This window comes from Epilithonimonas zeae (assembly GCF_023278365.1).
GTDB lineage: Bacteria > Bacteroidota > Bacteroidia > Flavobacteriales > Weeksellaceae > Epilithonimonas > Epilithonimonas zeae_A.
In genome coordinates this window covers 3,536,204-3,555,118 of sequence record NZ_CP075338.1, presented here as the reverse complement: position 1 = coordinate 3,555,118, position 18,915 = coordinate 3,536,204, and the positions used below count along the sequence as shown (strand labels likewise).

The window sequence follows — 18,915 nt, the reverse complement described above, 5'->3', positions numbered from 1 at the left end:
TTATATTGAACGGCGATAAGAAATTCTTTAACTTTTCTTATCTTTGAGATATGCAGATTTTTGGAAAAGATTTACTCAGAGATATCAAAGCAGCGGAATTGTTGGGTGAAAATGCCCACAAAATTTATTCTCCGCCCTATCGTCCTGTTTTCAGTTACGAAGATATTCTGACTAAAAATCCAAAGTTTGCAGCTGTTAATATTCTACTTTATCTTAAAAACAATGAATGGCATTTCCCTCTGATTGTAAGAAGCGTGAATGAAAACGACAGGCACAGCGGACAAATCTCATTGCCTGGTGGAAAAAGAGAAAAAGAAGACCCAGATTTTGCTTATACAGCTAAACGCGAGACTTCTGAGGAATTAGGAATTGATGAACATTATGTAAGAATCATTCGTGAGATGTCTCCGATTTATATTCCGCCAAGTAATTTTTATGTTCATTCTTTTGTGTCTTACACGAAGAAAAATCCTGAATTCGTTTTACAGGAAACAGAAGCTGTAGAATTGATTGAATTCCCTATTTCATCTTTATTAAGTCTTCCCGACCAGCCAAAGATAATGGCTTTACCTTCTACGAAAGGTTATGAAGTTCCCGTAATCGATTTCAATGGTTACATCATTTGGGGAGCTACATCAATGATTTTGAGCGAGTTCAGCAACTTGTTAAAAAATGTTTAATTTTGCAAATATTCCCGCAGTTTGGGAATGAAAATTGGTTAATCAATTTATTAAATTAATAAAGATTTTTAGTTTTAAAATCTAATTAAAAAAGCAATGGCAAAAAAAAATATTTTTACCGATTCTTTTGGAAATATTTATATTCTGAAAAGAATAATTATTTTCATTCTGGGAATTGTTTCCTACAGGAGATTCAATGGTTTTAATAAATTGAAGATTACCGGAACTGAAAATCTTTCTGATTTGCCAGACAGCAATGTTCTTTTCGTTTCCAATCATCAGACTTATTTTGCGGATGTTGCGGCGATGTATCACGCATTTTGCGCTGTGAATAACGGTTATCACAACACAATAAAAAATCCTGTTTACCTTCTGAACCCAAAAGTAGATTTCTATTATGTGGCCGCAGAAGAAACAATGAATAAAGGAATTTTGGCGAGAATTTTTAAAATCGCCGGTGCAGTTACAGTAAAAAGAACGTGGAGAGCAGAAGGTCAAAACGTAAACCGAATGGTTGACCTTACCGAAGTTGAAAACATTATGAAAGCTTTGGATAACGGCTGGGTTATTACTTTTCCTCAAGGTACAACTTCTGCTTATGCACAAGGTAGAAAAGGAACGGCAAAGCTGATTAAAAACCAAAGACCAACAGTAATTCCAATTAAAATTGATGGATTCCGAAGAGCTTTTGATAAGAAAGGATTGAAAATCAAAGTAACTGGTGTTAAACCTACAATGGAGTTCAAACCTGCTTTGGATATCGATTACGATAATGAGTCGGCGACACAAATTCTGGACAAAATAATGCACGCCATAGAGCAGACTCCACAACACAACCTTCTGCACGAATACGATGTTAAACAAAAAGAGATAAAATCTCAATCTCAACAATAAAAAAACGGCTACTGAAAAAGTAGCCGTTTCTATTTTATCATTTTAATTAAAGTCTAAAATTCTAATATCTAAACTCTAATTTCTATTCTTAAGCTTCAATACTTGGAACTTGCACGTTCTCATTTGCATCTTTCTCATAATCGATTTCGTCAAACTGGAAACCAAAAAGATTGAAGAATTCTTTTCTGTAACCTTCGATATCACTGATTTCGGAAAGGTTTTCAGTTGAAGTTTGTTCCCAAAGTTTCGCTACTTCCGCCTGAACATCTTCCGCCATTTCCAGATCATCAATTCTGATTCTTCCTGCTGAGTCTAATTCAACATTTCCGTTTTCAGTATATAATCTGTCAGCAAACAATCTTTGGATTTGTTCAATTGTTCCTTCGTGCGTTCCTTTTGCTTTCATCACTTTATAAAGCAAAGAAATATACAATGGAACTACAGGAATCGCTGAACTAGATTGCGTTACCAAAGCTTTGTTCACAGAAACATAAGATTTTCCGTTGAGGTCTTTTAATAAATCATTCAAAACTGTTACAGTCGCTTCCAAGTCATTTTTCGCTTGTCCGATTGTTCCGTTTCTGTAGATTGGGAAAGTCAGTTCAGGACCAATGTAAGAATAAGCAACGGTTTGAACGCCTTCTGCCAATACACCTGCCGCCTTCAAATCTTCTATCCAGAATTTCCAGTCTTCACCACCCATTACAGCAACTGTGTTGGAAATATCTTCGTCGTTTTCAACCGGATTAATGGTGATGTCAGAAACTACACCTGTATGAAAATCAACCGTTTTATTGGTAAAGGGCTTGCCAATCGGCTTTAAAACTGATGCATAAGCAACACCTGTTTTTGGATGCGTTCTTCTTGGAGAAGCCAAACTATAAACCACCAAATCAACCTGACCAAGGTCTTTTTTAATCAACTCAATTGTTTCTTTTTTCACTTCGTCAGAAAACGCATCGCCGTTGATACTTTTTGCATAAAGTCCAGCTTCGTGCGCTTCTTTTTCGAAAGCTGCAGAATTGTACCAACCCGCTGTTCCCATTTTCCCTTCAGATGCTGGTTTTTCAAAGAAAACACCAACTGTAGCAGCATTAGAACCGAAAGCTGCAGTAATTCTTGAAGCAATCCCGAATCCCGTAGAAGCTCCGATTACCAATACTTTTTTTGGTCCGTTTTTGATTTCGCCTTTGGACTTTACATATTCTATTTGATTTTTAATGCTTTGATGCGCTCCGTCTGGATGTGCCGTCAAACATATAAATCCTCTTGTTCTAGGTTGAATAATCATTGTTGAAATTATTTTTAGCATTGCAAATTAAAGAAATTTGAATCATATATTAAGAATTATCTGGAAAAAAGCGTATCACTGTTTTCTGTTTTTCGAGTGTTAATAATGCTTTTGGAGAGTCGTTGTTTTTATTTTGCGCAATCGATTGCGCAAGTGAATATTTTATTTAATTTTACCAACATTCGAAATTGTAAAGTATATTATTTAAAATATTAAATACAATCCAAGAACGTAGAATTACTCACAGTTCGACTTGAGCGAAAATCCTTTTTACGCAAAGAAGTGGAGAAAAGATTGGAAGCCCTTCGACAAGCTCAGGATAAACTGCAGGGGGATAAGATGCCTAAACAAAAATTTAGAATAGAATAAATTACATAGATAAACAATGAAAAAACTTTTAATAGGTCTTGCATTTTCTTTTGCAGCAATAATTTCTGCACAGAAAAACGACATTAATTATTACATTGAAAAAGCGCCTTTCAAATTTGGAGAAATGGTTTTGCCGACAATTCCTCAAAAGGATTATAACTTTAAGGATTTTGGAGGTGTTGCCGATGGAAAAACATTAAACACAAAAGCTTTTGAAAAAGCGATTTCTGCGATTGCTCAAAATGGTGGTGGAAGATTAGTTGTTCCTGCCGGAACTTGGTTAACAGGTCCCATCGAATTAAAAAGTAAAATCGATTTTCACGTAGAAGAAGGTGCGATTGTGCAGTTCAGCAGCGATATTAAGCAATTTCCTATGAGAGAAACTTCGTCAGGGAAATTTGAAGTGACACCACCGATTTGGGGAAATAATCTGAAAGACGTTTCGTTTACAGGAAAAGGAATTTTCGATGGAGCCGGAGAAGCGTGGCGACCTGTGAAAAAATTTAAAACTACAGCAGGACAATGGCAGGAGTTGGTTGCAAAATCTGGGAGCGTGTTGAGTGATGACGGGAAAATCTGGTATCCAAGCGAAGCGGCAAAACGTGGGGAAGAACTGGCCAAAGTGATTACCAAAATGCCGAATGCAACGATTGATATGTACGAGCAACTTCATCATTTCTTGAGACCAATGATGTTCACTTTATCAAAAGTGACGAATCTTTTGATTGACGGACCAACATTCAGAAACTCGCCAAAGTTTGTGATTAATCCAAAACAAATTACGAATCTTGTGATTAGAAATACAACGGTTTATAATCCAAAATGGGCTCAAAATGGTGACGGAATTGATATCAGCGCTTCAAAAAACGTGATTATCTACAACACCAAAGTGAGTGCAGGCGACGACGGAATCTGTATGAAATCGAGCGGAACCCCGAAAAATGGAGAAGCACTTTTACAAAACGTCATCATCGCAGAATGTACTGTGAATGAAGGTCACGGCGGTTTTGTCATTGGAAGTAACACCGATGGCGGAATGAAAAATATCTACGTTACGAACTGTACTTTCGATGGAACCGACATCGGAATTCGTGTGAAAAGTAACTCGGGAAGAGGCGGCGATGTGAGCCAAATTTTCATCGATAATATTGAAATGAAAAACATTATCAAAGAAGCAGTTTTGTTTGATACATTCTATGCAGACGCACCTGTTGGAAGCACCAAAGAAAGTGAAGCAGCACAACATACGGGCGAAAAAGTGCCTTATTTCCACGATTTTTATGTGAGTAATGTGAATTGTTCTTCGTCTGAAACTGCGTTTAGCTTTAATGGACTTCCTGAAAAACTGATTGAGAATCTTTTTTTTAAAAACTTGAATATCATGAGTAAGAAAGGAATTGTTGGTAAGAACGCTCAGAATATTGTTTTCGAAAATGTGAAAATCAATAACTCGACTGACTATAAAATCGATAGTGGTTTGAAAAAGGCAATTGTTGTGAAGTAGTCTTTTAGCCCTCGCAGATTTGGCAAATTTTGCAGATTCATCAGCCTAATCTGTAAAATCGGCGAGATAAAAATATTATAAAACCCTTTTGGATATTAAAAATCTGAAAGGGTTTTTATTTTATACTAATTGAAAAATCTTCGTTTATGATTAGAACACCTTCTTCCTGTTCACCTGTAAAGCCTTTCAGTTTGGAAGTTTTGTTTTTCAGAATCAAATCCTGAAGTTGTTTTTCTGATAATTTTTTCCCCAATATTTCGAATGGAACTTTGAAACCACAACCTTTATAATCGGAACAGCCAACGGCGGTTTTGCCTTTCATCAGATTGTTAGATTTACACTTTGGGCATTGTGTTTCTTCCCAGACAATCTCGGTTTTTGCTCTTGGCCTTTTTTCTTTTGGAGTTACTTTTTTCTCCTCGTGAAATGCGATAACTTTAGATTTCCCATTGACAACTTTATCCGTCAAATCCGTTACCATTTCTATCAATTCTTCTTTGAACTGATTGGCCTCATACTCCCCTTTTTCGATTTTTCTCAGTTTTGATTCCCATTCTCCCGTAAGTTCCGGACTTTTGAGAAGCTCGTCTTCTATCGTGTCGATTAATTCGATTCCAGTTTGGGTGGCAATGAGATTTTTACGTTTCTTCTCGATGTATTTTCTTTTGAAAAGTGTCTCGATGATATTTGCTCGTGTTGACGGTCTTCCGATGCCGTTATTCTTGAGCATTTCACGCAATTCTTCATCTTCAACCTGTTTCCCAGCCGTTTCCATTGCTCTTAGCAAAGTTGCTTCTGTGTAAGGTTTTGGGGGCGAAGTTTTTCCCTGATGAATCAATGGCTCGTGGTCTCCTTTTTCACCAGCAGTGAACTCGGGAATTGTTTGTTCCTCGTCTTTATCTTTTTCGTCCTTTTCTTCTTTTTTGTCTTTGGCATAAATGATTCTCCAGCCCGGTTCCAAAATTTGTTTTCCAGAAGCTTTGAAAGGAATCGTTCCAACCTGACCTTCTACTAAAGTATTTGAAATTTTACATTCAGGATAAAAAACAGCGATGAAGCGTCTCGCTACCAAATCATAAACCAGCTTCTCTTCTCTACTAAGATTGGACGAAGGCGGAATTTCTGTCGGAATAATGGCGTGGTGGTCGGTCACTTTCGTATCATCAAAAACTGCTTTTGTTTTCGGAATAGGCTGAGCCAGCAACGGCGCTGTAAACTCCGAATAAATAGTCATACTTCTTAGAATCCCGTCAATTTTCGGATAAAGATTTTCAGATAAATAAGTGGTGTCAACTCTTGGGTAAGTGGTGTATTTTTTCTCATAAAGACTTTGAATGTAATTCAAAGTCTGTTCTGCAGAGAAACCGTATTTTTTATTCGCTTCAACCTGAAGCCCCGTCAAATCGAATAATCTCGGATTTTTTTCTTTTCCTTCTTTGATTTCAAAAGAGACAATCTCAAATTGATTCTGTTTAAGATATTCCAGGCCTCGTTCTGCTTTTTCCAACGATTTCAATCGGTCAATTGACGCACTGAAAAGCACATCCCGGTATTTGGTTTTGAGTTCCCAATATTCTTCCTGCGTAAAAGCGTCAATCTCTTTTTGACGTTGAACAAGCATCGCCAAAGTTGGTGTCTGAACTCGTCCAATCGACAAAACACCTTTATTGCCACCAAATCTTTTCGTGAATAATCGTGTTGCATTGATTCCCAAAAGCCAATCGCCAATAGCTCTGGCATTACCTGCCAAATAAAGATTTTTGTAGTCATCAGCCGGTTTCAGATTTTCAAAGCCTTCTTTTATGGCATCTTCTGTCAAAGAAGAAATCCATAACCGCTTCATTGGTTTGTCACATTTCGCTTTCTGCAAAACCCAACGCTGAATCAATTCTCCTTCTTGCCCGGCATCCCCACAGTTAATGACCTCATCACATTCCTGAACCAGTTTTTCTATGGTTTGAAATTGTTTCTCAACACCATTATTGGGAATTAATTTTATTCCAAAGTTTTTGGGAATTATAGGCAAAAAAATCAAATCCCAGGATTTGTAATGCTCAGCGTAATCGTGCGGTTCTTTCAAAGTACAAAGATGACCGAAAGTCCAGGTAACGCAATAGCCGTTTCCCTCCATATAACCGCTTTTGGGAGTTGTAGCGCCCAAAACTTTGGCTATATCACGCGCAACGCTTGGTTTTTCGGCAATACAAAGTTTCATCTTAATTTTTATTGTTGTTAAAGCCAGATGGAACGTCAAGACGTTTCATTGATTATGCTTGAGAAGGTTTGCAAAAATGCGATTTTTAAATTTAAAAAGCGAGGGATTTTGAACACAAAGTTCATAAAGATTTTATTAATTGATTGAAAACATTTTAGGGTTCACATAGGCACTTCGCTTATATTAAAATTGGAATTAATTTTTATTTTTGAACGCAAAGAGTGCAAAGATTTTTTTATTATTATTGAAAATATTTTTAGGGGTCGCAAGATGCTTCGCTCATCAAAGAAATAAAATTAAAAACATCCAGTTCTTCATTCCGTAGGAATCTAGACTGCTGAAATTGACTCCGTCGAACGGCTTTGTTAGGTTTCCTACGGAATGCCAAACATTATGTACTATGACTAATATTGTTTTATGCTGAATTTGCGCCCCGACTTGAGCGGAAATCCTTTTTACGCAACGTAGTGGAGTGAAAAGATTGGGAGCGGAAGGCGGATAAAGGCGCCCAAACCTAACGAATTGGTTCCACAAAGTCAAATAATTTTCAATAAAAAATCCCTCCAAAGTGTGAGTCTTTGGAAGGATTCATAAGAAAATAATAATAATAAGAATTTTTTGATGAAAGTCTTCGACGTAGTTTATATTGAGCGTAGTCGAAATACTCAGACTGACATTGTGAATCTAAATGTTATAAGCCAGTTTCAAAAACTTTAAGCAGTTCTGTCTGCTGGACAACGTCATTTTTGCTGTTAATCAAGTTATAATTCGCCTGAAGCCAGTTGTTCCTTACTACGAAAAATGTGTAGGCATCCATTAATCCTTCTTTGTATTTTTCTTCGGATTTCTGGAATGATAATTTTTGGTTTTCGAAATTGGCTTCCAAAAGATTGTATTTTTCCTGAGCATTCAGGAATTGGGCTTTGATGGAATTGATGCTTTTTGTCAAATCATTAATGACAATATCTTTATCATAATTGGAATTGATGACATTCAGTTTGGCAATCTCGACATTGTTTTTAACCTGCAGTTTGTTGAAAATCGGAATATTGAGTCCGAAACTTAATTGCTGGTTTTTGTTGGTTTTGATTTGGTCTGAAAAATTGGACGGAGCTGGCTGTCCCAAGACTTTGTTATAAAAACTTGACCAGATGTAAGAGCCGTTCAAGGTTGGCAAATAGCCGGATTTTGCAACCTCTACACTTTTCTGCTGGGCTTTGATTTCTGCGAGAGTCGTTTGATAAGCCGGATTTTTTTCCAGAAGATTTTGGATGAAATTAGCATCGTTAAAATTTGAACTTGCCAGATTTTCTTCGGCTATTGTAAAATCCAGCGTATCTTTTGTAATCGCCAAAGAATTTAATAAATTAATTTTAGAAAGGTCTCTCTGATTTTTCGCAGAAACCCATTGTTCCTGCATTGTTCCAAGGTTGGCTTTGATATCGTAAATGTCACTTTTCGGGCGGTTCCCGATTTCGACTTCTTTCTCGGTCCTTTTAATCTGGTCTTCGATTCCGGAAAGCTGTGTTTCTAAAACCTCGAGCCAGCTTTTGCTGTTCTGATAAGTGAAAAACATCTGAATGACATTCAGTCTAACTTCATTCTGAGCCTGTTTCATTTTGAAAGTCGAACTTTCCTTGTTGATTTTGGACAAAGAAATATTGAGGTAATTCCGCCAGTTCAACAGTTCCCAATTAGCCTGTGCATAGAGATTATCCGTTTGCGTATTAATCGCTTCACGCTGGTTATTCTGCTGATTGATTCCGTTTCCGAAATTATAATTGTGATTGACTCCAGCATCAACAGACGGCAACAACATTCCTTTTGCAGCAGAAATCTGTCTTTCATTTTTCTGAATATTAACCGCAGATTGTTTTACCAATGGATGATTGGCTGAAGCATAATCCAGACATTGTTGGAGTGTCCAACTCTGCTGAGCGGGAAGAAGATTGATTAATAATATGAAGAGTAATTTTTTCATAATAGTTTGTCGTTGACAATTTTAATTTTTGGGATATGGAATCGTTTTGTCCAATTCTATCGGATTATAATAATTTTTGATGCTCTCCTGAATGAATTTCCTTTTCTGGTCAAGCTGTTCCTGACTTGTGATTTTCTCTCCTCCAATAATCACCGTTCCGCCAGTTTTCAGATTATTTCTCATCTCGGCAACCGGGTCACTGTAATAATCGAGCTTTACTTTTTGGAATTGTTTCAAAGTCACTTTAACAGGCTGATTCCCATAATGGGTTTCCAGAAAATTAGTGGTTACAAAAGTCTCGGGAAGATTGATGCTTTTTGACAATGTGTAATTGTAATCACCTTTATCATCCTGCAGTTCGAAAATCAATCCTGGCAAACCTCTGAATTTGTAAGGTCCTTCGTGAAAAGGAATGGCTGAACAAAACCAAGCAGTCCATTTTCTTCCACCGAAATCCGTGGTTGCTTTTTGTAATGAATATTCAGCACTTTTTTTGGTTTCTTTTTCGATTTTCCAATTCATTTCGTCTTTGGAGTCAATTACAAAATAATCGAACATATTGTCGTGAAAAGCTCTGTTCTCGTTGGAATTAGCTTTTCTCAGAATCAACTGGTCAGATTGTGTATTGGTCTGCCAATTTTCCCCGGTTTTCTTGCTGATAGAATCATTTTTTAGAAAATCGTAATCGTAAAATTTTGTATAATCTTTATCAATGTCCAAAACCATATTCATTTTCATTGGTTTATCCTTAAGTTTCATTTCCATTTCGTAAATGAATCTGTTGGTCTGTGCGAAAAATAGATTGATAATTAATGTAAATATTAAGATGATTATTTTTTTCATTTTATTCGTATTTCAAGTATTTAACAAGGTTGATTTTGGTTGCTCTGTAAGCTTTGAAACTCACGACTATAAATGTCAGAATCAATAATAAAAGCAAACTTAAAACATAAGGCCAAACCGGCATATCGATTCGGTAAGCGAAATCCTTCAGCCATTCGTTCATCGCGTAATATCCGAAAGGCATACTTATTAAAACCGCTATCACACAAATCAATAGAAATCTTTTCGTTAGATCCCAAACAATTGTTCTTTCGTCTGCACCTAAAGTCTTTTTGATAGCAACGTCTTTCAGTTTTTGCTCTATTAATAATGATGATAAAGCGAATAATCCTAATAATGCAATCACCAGAACCACAATGTTCAAAGTGGTGAACAAGGTCTGCTGCTTCTGGAATTTCTCATATGTTTTAGCAAATTGTTTATCTACAAATTCGAAATCGTAAGGATAACCAGGTTCTGCTTTAGTTGTCCAGAATTCTTTGATTCGTTCAAGGGTTCCATTGATATCATTACCTGAGATTTTTATCTGGAGATTTCCCATATTATTTTTTGCCCAGTTTCTATCATAATTGAAAAATACCATTGGTTCAATCGGTTTATCCATTCCCGTCATATAGAAATCTTTGACAACACCAATGATTTTATAATTGTGACCTTTTTCTTCCCAACCTGTAATCAATTCTTTTCCAAGCGCCTGATTCTGATTCCAGCCCATTTTCTTAATGAAAGTTTCATTGGCAATCGCTCCGGAAATCGTGTCAGAAGCAAAACGTAAATCCATATCTCGCCCGGAAGCAAATTTGATTTTGTAGAATTTGAAATAATTATAATCAATTGCACCTACGATAACATTTTCCACGGACTTGAGTGTATCTAATGCACTTCTTACAACGGAAGCATTCGAAAATCCCATACCTATGGAGTTGATAGAACCTGTGATGTCTTCAACACCTGCTATTTTTGAAACTTCATTTTTCAGTCGAATATATTTTTTTGAATTATAATCATTCTGCCAATCCGTTTTTTTGAATTGAATATTAATGACTTGGTCTCCTTTGAATCCCAAATCTTTATTCATCATATAATTGACCTGAGTATGAATAACCAAGGAACAAATAATGAAAAATGATGAGATAATCAACTGCAAAGTCAGAATAGAATTTCTTAGCCAAATACCGTGTCGGCTTCTGGCGAAATTGCCTTTCAAAGTATTGATTGGTTTGAAATTAGCAAGGTAAAGTGCCGGAATCAAACCTGAAATCAAGGAAAAAACAATCAATAATAATCCTGTGTAGATAAATAGACTCGGGTCATCCAGTTTGATTGCTTTGTTTAGAAATTTGTTATAATTGGGAAGCAGGAGTTCAACCATCGCAAAAGCTACAATATAAGCTACAAAACAAATCATAAATGTTTCCAATAGGAACTGTAAAACCAGTTTCGATTTTGTACTTCCAACCACTTTTCTCACACCCACTTCCTTAGCTCTTTGAGAAGCCTGCGCCGTTTTCAAATTGATTAAATTAATTCCCGACAGCAACAAAATTAATGCAGATAAACTCAATAAAATTATAATTGATTTTTTATCACCTTTCTGCACACCTTCACTTTTGGCCTCCAATTTCATTTTGCTGATCGGTGTCAAATAAACTTTCGCACTATTTTTTTCATCATATTTCTCGCCCCATTTTTCTGACAAAATCCTTTCCTGAGCAGCCTGCTGGTCGGAAAGTTTTTTCTCCAAATTTTGAATATCAGTCCCTGGTTTAATTTTGAAATAACCTATATAACTGTAATTGGTCCATTGCGAATTATTCTGTTTTCCAATATCAGGATGTTTCATTATAAAACCAGGTTTGAAAACAGAATTTTCTGCAGGGTTTTTATAAACTGCCGTAATCACATATTCTTTATTCTGGGAATCATCAATTTTAACCGTTTTGCCAATACAATTCTGATACTCGTCTCCGAATAATGACTTTGCAGTTTCCACAGAAAGAGCCATTTTATTATCTTCACTGATGGCATTTTTGAAACTTCCCGCAATTCTTTCGAATGGAAAAAAATCAAAATAAGAACCCGAAGCCCGGCAAGATGAAGTATAAGCTGAATTCTTCCCTGCAATAAGTCTTGTCTTGTAATGGCTCCAAGAATTGGCAATCGCATAATCTTCTATCTCAGAAAATTTCTCTTTCGATACTGTCAATTCCGGATAACTGGAAGAAGGCATAATCCCGAAAGAAGCATTTCCATTTTCTATAAAATAGATCTTGTCCTTATTAGGATTATGCTGCTCATAGGACTTCTCATCCTGCCAATGGATAAATATCAAAAGGAAAACACACAACCCAACACCCAATCCCAAAATATTGATGATGGTGGAAAGCCAGTTTTTTCTGTAATTGATGAATGCTATTTTGAGCCAGTTTTTCAGCATAGTTGTCAGTTGTTAGTTGTCAGTTGTCAGTTGTTGGCTGTCGGGAGAGTTTCTATCAACTATCAACCGACAACCATCAACGAATTTTTATTCATATTTCAGATATTTCACAAGATTCACTTTTGTAGCTTGGTAGGCTTTTATGCTTACGACTGCAAAAGTCAGTATCAATAGAGAAATCAAACTAAGGACGAACGGGAAAACCGGCATATCAATTCGGTAATCGAAATCCTTGAGCCATTCATTCATCAGATAATAACTGATCGGAATACTTATTAGAACTGCAATGAACGTAATCCAAAGGAATTGCTTCGTCAACCCAAAAATTAAAGTTCCGTCTGATGCGCCTAAAGTTTTTCTAATGGCAACATCTTTCAGCTTCTGCTCGATCATTAATGATGACAATGCGAATAAGCCTAATAAAGCTACCATCAAAACCATTGCGTTCAGGATGGTGAAAAGTGTTTGCTGTTTCTGATATTTAACAAAACTTTCAGCGAATTTTTTATCGATAAAATAAGAATCAAAAGGATAACCTGGCTCTACATTTTTCTGCCAATAAGACTTTATTCTTTTTACCGTTCCATCGATATCGTCCGGTTTTATTTTCAACTGGATGTTATAGACATTGTATCGTTTCCAATCTGTTTCTCTGTAATGGAAAAATACAATGGGTTCAATAGCTCTTCGGGGATTCAGAACGTTGAAATCCTTTACAATCCCTACAATATGGTAAGGTCTGTTATCGAATCCCGGGCGAACTTCATTCTTAAATGCCTGATCATCCGTCCAACCGAATTTGTTCACAAAAGCTTCATTGACCAAGACATTGGTAATAGTATCGGAAGCAAGATCCGGATTGAGCCAACGTCCCTTTTTAAGCTTTATATCCATAAACTGGAGGTAATTATAATCCATAGAACCGTGCTGCGCAAAGATGCTTTTGTCCATATAATCTATATTAGAATTGCTGAATCTCCCGCTTCCCGGAACCGCTTCTCCATAAGACACATCGGCAACACCTCCTATTTTTCTCATTTCATTTTTGATGCGCTCATATTTCAGCCAGGGCTTGTCGCTATTTTCACTGAAATTAATCAGGAAAACCTGCTTCCCGCTGAAGCCCAAGTCTTTATCCATCATATATTTCACCTGCTTGTTAACGATTAAACCACCAATGATAAAGAATGACGAAATGATTAATTGCAATGTCAAAATCCCGTTTCGTAGCCAAATACCGTGTTTACTTCTGGCGAAATTTCCTTTTAACGTTTCAATAGCTTTGAAGTTGGCTAAATAAGTAGCAGGAATCAATCCCGAAATCAATGTAACCGCCAAAACCATTAAGAATGAATAGAAGTAAATATGCCAGTCATTCATCACGATTTCCTTGTTGTAAAACTTGTTGAAGCTTGGTAAAAGAAGCTCTGTTAAAGCCAAAGACAAAAGATATGACGCCAAACAGATCACAAAAGTTTCCAACAAAAACTGAAGAACAAGATTGGATTTGGTACTTCCAATTGCTTTTCTGACGCCGATTTCTTTAGCACGCTGAGATGCCTGAGCGGTTTTAAGATTAATAAAATTAATGGCTGATAAAACAACGATCAAAACAGAAAGCGTAAACAGAATCATCATCGTTTTGAAATCTCCATTTCCAAACCAAGAGGCTTTGGCGTGCAGTTTTATCTTGTCAATCGGCGTAAACAAACTTCCTGTAGGACCGTACAATTCCAGATATTTTTGCGGTGTAACCCCTGCACCTTGCGCACTGATTTTTGCTCTATACAAAAAGATATTGTCGTAGAATTTCTGTTGTAAAGCTTCTACATCTGTTCCGGGTTTCAGCAAAAAGAAACAGCCGTAATTGAAATTCCCCCATTGTTCTTTATCACCCTTCATCTGCTCATACGGCGAGAAGATAAAATCCGGTTTTATCTGGCTGTTTGCTTCCGGCAATTCATAAACTGCGGTTACAACAAAACTTTTATTATTGATTTTCACAGTTTCTCCTGCAACATTGGTTTTACCGAAGAGATTTTTGGCTGCTTTTGTGGAAAGTGCCATTACTTTATCACCCTTCAGAGCATCTTTATAGCTTCCGGAGACCAATCTGAACGGGAAGAAATTGAAAAAACTTTCTGAAGCCGACATTCCTTCACCCTGATAAACAGTTTTGACTTTCGTAGTCATTTTATAACCCATCCCCGAGCCATTGAACAAGACAAAATCCTTAACCTCCGGAATCACTTTTATAGCTCGCTCTGCCATTGGAACAGAAATATTATTTCCGTAGGTATTTTCTGCTTTGTTATGAGTTTGGAAAGCGTAGATGTTTTCCTTTTTTGGATTCCATCTTTCGTAGGATTCTTCATCATTCCAATGCATCAGGATGAGCATAAATCCTGTCAGTCCAATCGTTAATCCAAATAAATTAATGATGGTGGAAAGCCAGTTTTTTTTGTAATTGATGAATGCTATTTTGAGCCAGTTGTTTAGCATAGTTTCGTTTTTAGGTTGGAAGATGGATGAGGGGAGATGGATGTTAATTATTATATGGAAAAACTTCCAGCATCTATCTTCTAGCTTCCATCTTTATTCGTATTTCAAATATTTAACTAAATTCACTTTCGTTGCCTGATAAGCTTTGATACTTACGACTGCAAAAGTCAGTATCAATAATAAAATCATACTCAGAATGAATGGGAAAACCGGCATATCAATTCGGTACGCGAAATCTTTCAGCCATTCGTTCATCAGATAATAACTGATCGGAATACTTATTAGAACCGCAATTAACGTAATCCAAAGAAATTGTTTCGTCAAACCAAAAATTAAAGTTCCGTCTGATGCGCCCAGTGTTTTTCTAATCGCCACATCTTTCAGTTTCTGTTCAATCATTAATGAAGACAAAGCGAATAATCCTAATAAAGCTACCATCAAAACCATTGCGTTCAGGATGGTGAAAAGTGTCTGCTGTTTCTGATAAGTTTCAAAAGTTTTGGCAAATTGCTTATCAATAAAATAAGAATTGAATGGATAACCCGGTTCTACATTATTCTGCCAATAGGTTTTCAATCTTTTTACAGTTCCGTCGATATCGTTTGCTTTTAATTTTAATTGAATATTACTTACATTGTATCGTTTCCATTCGGTTTCTCTGTAGTGGAAGAATATCATCGGCTCTACTTCGCTTTTCAAACTTCTGATGTTGAAATCTTTCACAATTCCTATGATATGGTAAGGCTTGTTATCGAATCCCGGTCTGACTTCCCTTTTCATTGCCTGCTCATTGGTCCATCCGAACTTTCTCAAAAATGCTTCATTAACCAATGCATTGTCAATTGTATCTGATGATAATTTAGGATTTAGAAAACGTCCTTTCAGAAGTTTAACATTCATAAACTGAAGATAATTGTAGTCTATAGAACCGTGGCGAGCCTGAATACTGGTATTCAGATAATCCATATTCGAGCTGCTTTGATTGTTGCTTCCCGGAGGCGCTTCTGAAAAAGAAATACTTTCTACACCCGGTATTTTAGCCATTTCTGTTCTCAGTCTTTCATATTTCAGCCAAGGTTTCCCGTTGTTGAATTCATTGAAATTTATCTGAAAAATCTGATTTCCATTGAAACCTAAATCTTTGTTCATCATATGCTTTACCTGCTGGTTGACAATCAATCCACCGATGATAAAGAATGACGAAATGATTAATTGCAAAGTCAGAATTCCGTTTCTGAGCCAAACACCGTTTCTGCTTCTTGCAAAGTTTCCTTTCAGGGTTTCTATGGCTTTGAAATTGGATAAATATAAAGCAGGAATAAGACCGGAAATTATCGTAACCAAAACAACCATCACCAATGAATAGAAGTAAATATGCCAGTCGTTCATCACAATTTCCTTATTATAAAACTTATTAAGACTTGGCAAAAGAATTTCTGTGAGCGCTAATGATAAAAGATAAGATGCAAAACAAATCAGGAAAGTTTCCATCAAAAACTGCAGAACCAGACTGGATTTTGTACTTCCAATCGCTTTTCTAACCCCAATTTCTTTCGCTCGCTGTGAAGCCTGCGCTGTTTTAAGGTTAATAAAATTAATGGCCGATAAAATTACAATCAGAACAGATAAAGTAAACAGAATCATCAACGATTTGAAATCCGGTTTCCCGAACCAGGTAGATTCTGAATGCAGTTTTATCTTATCAAGCGGAGTTAGCAATGTATCTGTCGGTCCGTAAGTATCAATAAACTGCTGAGGTGTCATTCCGGAACCTTTAGAGTTTATTTTTGCCCGAAGCATAATAATATCCAGGAATTTTTTCTCAAAGCTTCTTGGATCAGCGCCTTTTTTCAGTAAAAAAAAGCTGGCATAATTGAAGTTTCCCCAAGCTTCTTTATCATTTTTGATTTGCTCAGCAGGTTTATAAACAAAATCAGGCTTCATCTGGCTGTTTCCGGTCGGCAGTTCATAGACTGCAGTAACAATATAATCTGTTGTATTAATTTTTATCGTTTCGCCTGCGACATCCGTTTTTCCGAAAAGATTCTTTGCCACAACATTAGAAATAGCAATGTTGTTATCATTTTTGAGAACGTCTTTATAGCTCCCGGCAACTAATTTGAATGGGAACAAGTTGAAAAAATTCTCTGTGACCGACATCCCGCCTTTCTGATAAGCCGTCGTATGTTTGGTGGTCATTTTGTAGGACATATCAGAACCGTTCATCAAAACATAATCTTCGATTTCCGAGATTCGTTTTAATGCATTTTCTGCCAAAGGAATTGAGATAGCACCTCCATAAACATTATCTTTTTTGTAATAAGTCTGGAAATAATAGATGTCATCCTTTTTCGGATTCCATTTTTCAAAGGATTCTTCGTCATTCCAGTGCATTAGGATGAGCATAAATCCTGTCAAACCGATGGTTAAACCAAACAAATTAATGATGGTAGACAACCAGTTCTTTTTATAATTGATGAAGGCAATTTTGAGCCAATTTTTAAACATAATTATTTTTTTGTTGCAGGAAGGATGCTGGATGTCGGAAATTTTTCACCTAACATCCATCATCAGACATCCTTATTTAACAATTATTCGAAGTTTTTTGCGTCTGCTTTTTCGAAAACATCTTTTCTCTGCGAAGAGTGTTCTTCGGAGAAAATCTCGCCGTCTTTCATATTCACGATTCTGGAAGCGTAACCTGCATCGTAAGACGAGTGCGTTACCATTGCAATCGTAGAACCTTCTCTATGGAGTTCTGCAAGGAGATTCATTACTTCATTTCCATTGGAGCTGTCGAGGTTTCCGGTTGGCTCATCGGCCAAAATTAATTTTGGTCTTGTTACCAAAGCTCTTGCAACCGCTGCTCTCTGTTGTTGACCTCCGGAAAGCTGCTGTGGATAATGTTTTGCCCTGTGAGCGATATTGATTTTCTCCATAATCTCTTCCACTCTTCTTTTTCTTTCCGAGGAAGAAACACCGTTGTAAATTAATGGCAATTCAATGTTTTCGTAAACTGTCAATTCATCAATCAGATTAAAATTCTGGAAAATGAAACCGATATTTTTCTTTCTGATCTCTGATTTTTTCTTTTCAGATGTTCCAATAGTTTCAACCGATTCAAATTGGTAAGAACCTGAAGAAGCGCTGTCCAAAAGTCCAAGAATATTAAGAAAAGTGGATTTTCCACAACCGGAAGGTCCCATTATCGCAACGAATTCGCCTTCTTTGATTTGCAGGCTTACATTGTTAAGCGCATTGGTTTGGACATCTTCAGTTTTATAGACTTTTGAAAGGTTTTGAATGTTTATCATTGTAGTATATTTTTTTAAATTATGATTCCGAATTTTTTATTTTTAAAGTCAATGACTATTGTTTTGTCGAGGAAAAAAACATTTCCCATTACTCCGTCGAGCCCCTGTTGTTCAAAGGAAAAGTAATCTTCGTCTGTAAACCAAAACTCTTTGGTACTGAATGACGATTTTCCGATGATCACATTTTTATTGGTTTCTATTGCTTTTACAACCAGAGGATTATTAAAATTTCTGATATTAAAGTTTTCAATAATTTTGGATGAATCAATTAAGTCTTGAAAATTCTTTTTATAAGAAACTATTGGAAAAATACTTGCGCCCGTATCATACTGAAAATGATACACTTTGCCATCAATCTCTACCGGAAGAATCGGTTTGTTATTGATAATCTTGATGTCAACAAGATCAATTTTTTTAGTGGTTTTTAATTGTTCACTTACAGTTATTTTTTGGTTAGGAAAATCAATAATCAGATATTTATTTTGAAACAAATCTGCTCCTACAACACCGCAAGCTTCCTCCTGTTCGAAGTTCAAAAGCCCGTTAAGTTTATAATTCTCAATTTTTAATTTTCCAACACTGAAATTCTGATGATCGACAGTGAAAACTTTGTGTCCGGCTGCTTCCATTGCTTCTTCTACTTTCTTATTTTTAATGAACTCTGTTTTTTCAAAACATTTATCATAGATTAAAGTCGTATTGGCGCCTAAATCAAATTGAAACCGATACGTTTTGTTTTCGATAGTGAAAGGCACGCTCATTGCGATTTTATCAACCAATTTCCCGTTAATAGAATCTTTTTCCCATTTAAAATCAATACTTTGCCCTTTAACAAAAAGACCTATAATGACTGTAATTAAAAACAATAATCGATTTTGCATTTTA

At 36.2% G+C, this 18,915-nt stretch carries 12 protein-coding genes; 3 read left to right on the top strand and 9 right to left on the bottom strand.

Annotated features, from left to right (window positions below):
* Positions 1-50: 50 nt before the first annotated feature.
* Both KI430_RS16245 and KI430_RS16240 read left to right on the top strand, forming a co-directional pair.
* Entirely contained in the window at positions 51-680 is a 630-nt protein-coding gene (locus tag KI430_RS16245) for an NUDIX hydrolase (protein WP_248875951.1), read from the top strand.
* A 96-nt stretch (positions 681-776) separates the two neighbouring features.
* Positions 777-1,574: a lysophospholipid acyltransferase family protein gene (locus KI430_RS16240; protein ID WP_248875950.1), complete on the top strand. Its 798-nt coding sequence runs from the start codon at positions 777-779 to the stop codon at positions 1,572-1,574.
* Between the two features lie 88 nt (positions 1,575-1,662).
* Here the strand turns inward: KI430_RS16240 and fabV are convergent, their stop codons facing one another.
* On the bottom strand, positions 1,663-2,865 hold the full coding sequence (gene fabV, locus KI430_RS16235; protein WP_248875949.1) for an enoyl-ACP reductase FabV: 1,203 nt from the start codon (positions 2,863-2,865) through the stop codon (positions 1,663-1,665).
* A gap of 385 nt (positions 2,866-3,250) precedes the next feature.
* On the opposite strand from fabV, the gene KI430_RS16230 reads away from it, so the two are divergent.
* Positions 3,251-4,738: a glycoside hydrolase family 28 protein gene (locus KI430_RS16230; RefSeq protein ID WP_248875948.1), complete on the top strand. Its 1,488-nt coding sequence runs from the start codon at positions 3,251-3,253 to the stop codon at positions 4,736-4,738.
* Positions 4,739-4,853: 115 nt separating this feature from the next.
* On the opposite strand, the gene KI430_RS16225 is transcribed toward KI430_RS16230, so the two are convergent.
* The 8 genes from KI430_RS16225 to KI430_RS16190 all read right to left on the bottom strand — a co-directional run bounded on the left by KI430_RS16225 (position 4,854) and on the right by KI430_RS16190 (position 18,911).
* On the bottom strand, positions 4,854-6,953 hold the full coding sequence (locus KI430_RS16225; protein WP_248875947.1) for a type IA DNA topoisomerase: 2,100 nt from the start codon (positions 6,951-6,953) through the stop codon (positions 4,854-4,856).
* A 691-nt stretch (positions 6,954-7,644) separates the two neighbouring features.
* Positions 7,645-8,934 carry a TolC family protein gene (locus tag KI430_RS16220; protein ID WP_248875946.1) on the bottom strand — a complete coding sequence of 430 codons (1,290 nt, stop codon included), beginning with the start codon at positions 8,932-8,934 and terminating at the stop codon, positions 7,645-7,647.
* Positions 8,935-8,955: 21 nt separating this feature from the next.
* A complete protein-coding gene (locus KI430_RS16215; RefSeq protein ID WP_248875945.1) occupies positions 8,956-9,777 on the bottom strand; it encodes a GLPGLI family protein in 822 nt (273 codons plus the stop codon).
* Between the two features lies 1 nt (position 9,778).
* Positions 9,779-12,214 (bottom strand): ABC transporter permease, encoded by a 2,436-nt coding sequence (locus KI430_RS16210; protein ID WP_248875944.1) that lies wholly within the window; start codon positions 12,212-12,214, stop codon positions 9,779-9,781.
* A gap of 87 nt (positions 12,215-12,301) precedes the next feature.
* Positions 12,302-14,716: an ABC transporter permease gene (locus KI430_RS16205; protein WP_248875943.1), complete on the bottom strand. Its 2,415-nt coding sequence runs from the start codon at positions 14,714-14,716 to the stop codon at positions 12,302-12,304.
* 93 nt (positions 14,717-14,809) lie between these two features.
* Positions 14,810-17,224, bottom strand: coding sequence for an ABC transporter permease (locus tag KI430_RS16200; RefSeq protein WP_248875942.1), 2,415 nt, complete (start codon positions 17,222-17,224; stop codon positions 14,810-14,812).
* 83 nt (positions 17,225-17,307) lie between these two features.
* Positions 17,308-18,030, bottom strand: a complete 723-nt coding sequence (locus KI430_RS16195; protein WP_120213337.1) for an ABC transporter ATP-binding protein — start codon at positions 18,028-18,030, stop codon at positions 17,308-17,310.
* A gap of 14 nt (positions 18,031-18,044) precedes the next feature.
* On the bottom strand, positions 18,045-18,911 hold the full coding sequence (locus KI430_RS16190) for an aspartyl protease family protein (RefSeq protein ID WP_072963168.1): 867 nt from the start codon (positions 18,909-18,911) through the stop codon (positions 18,045-18,047).
* Positions 18,912-18,915 lie beyond the last annotated feature (4 nt).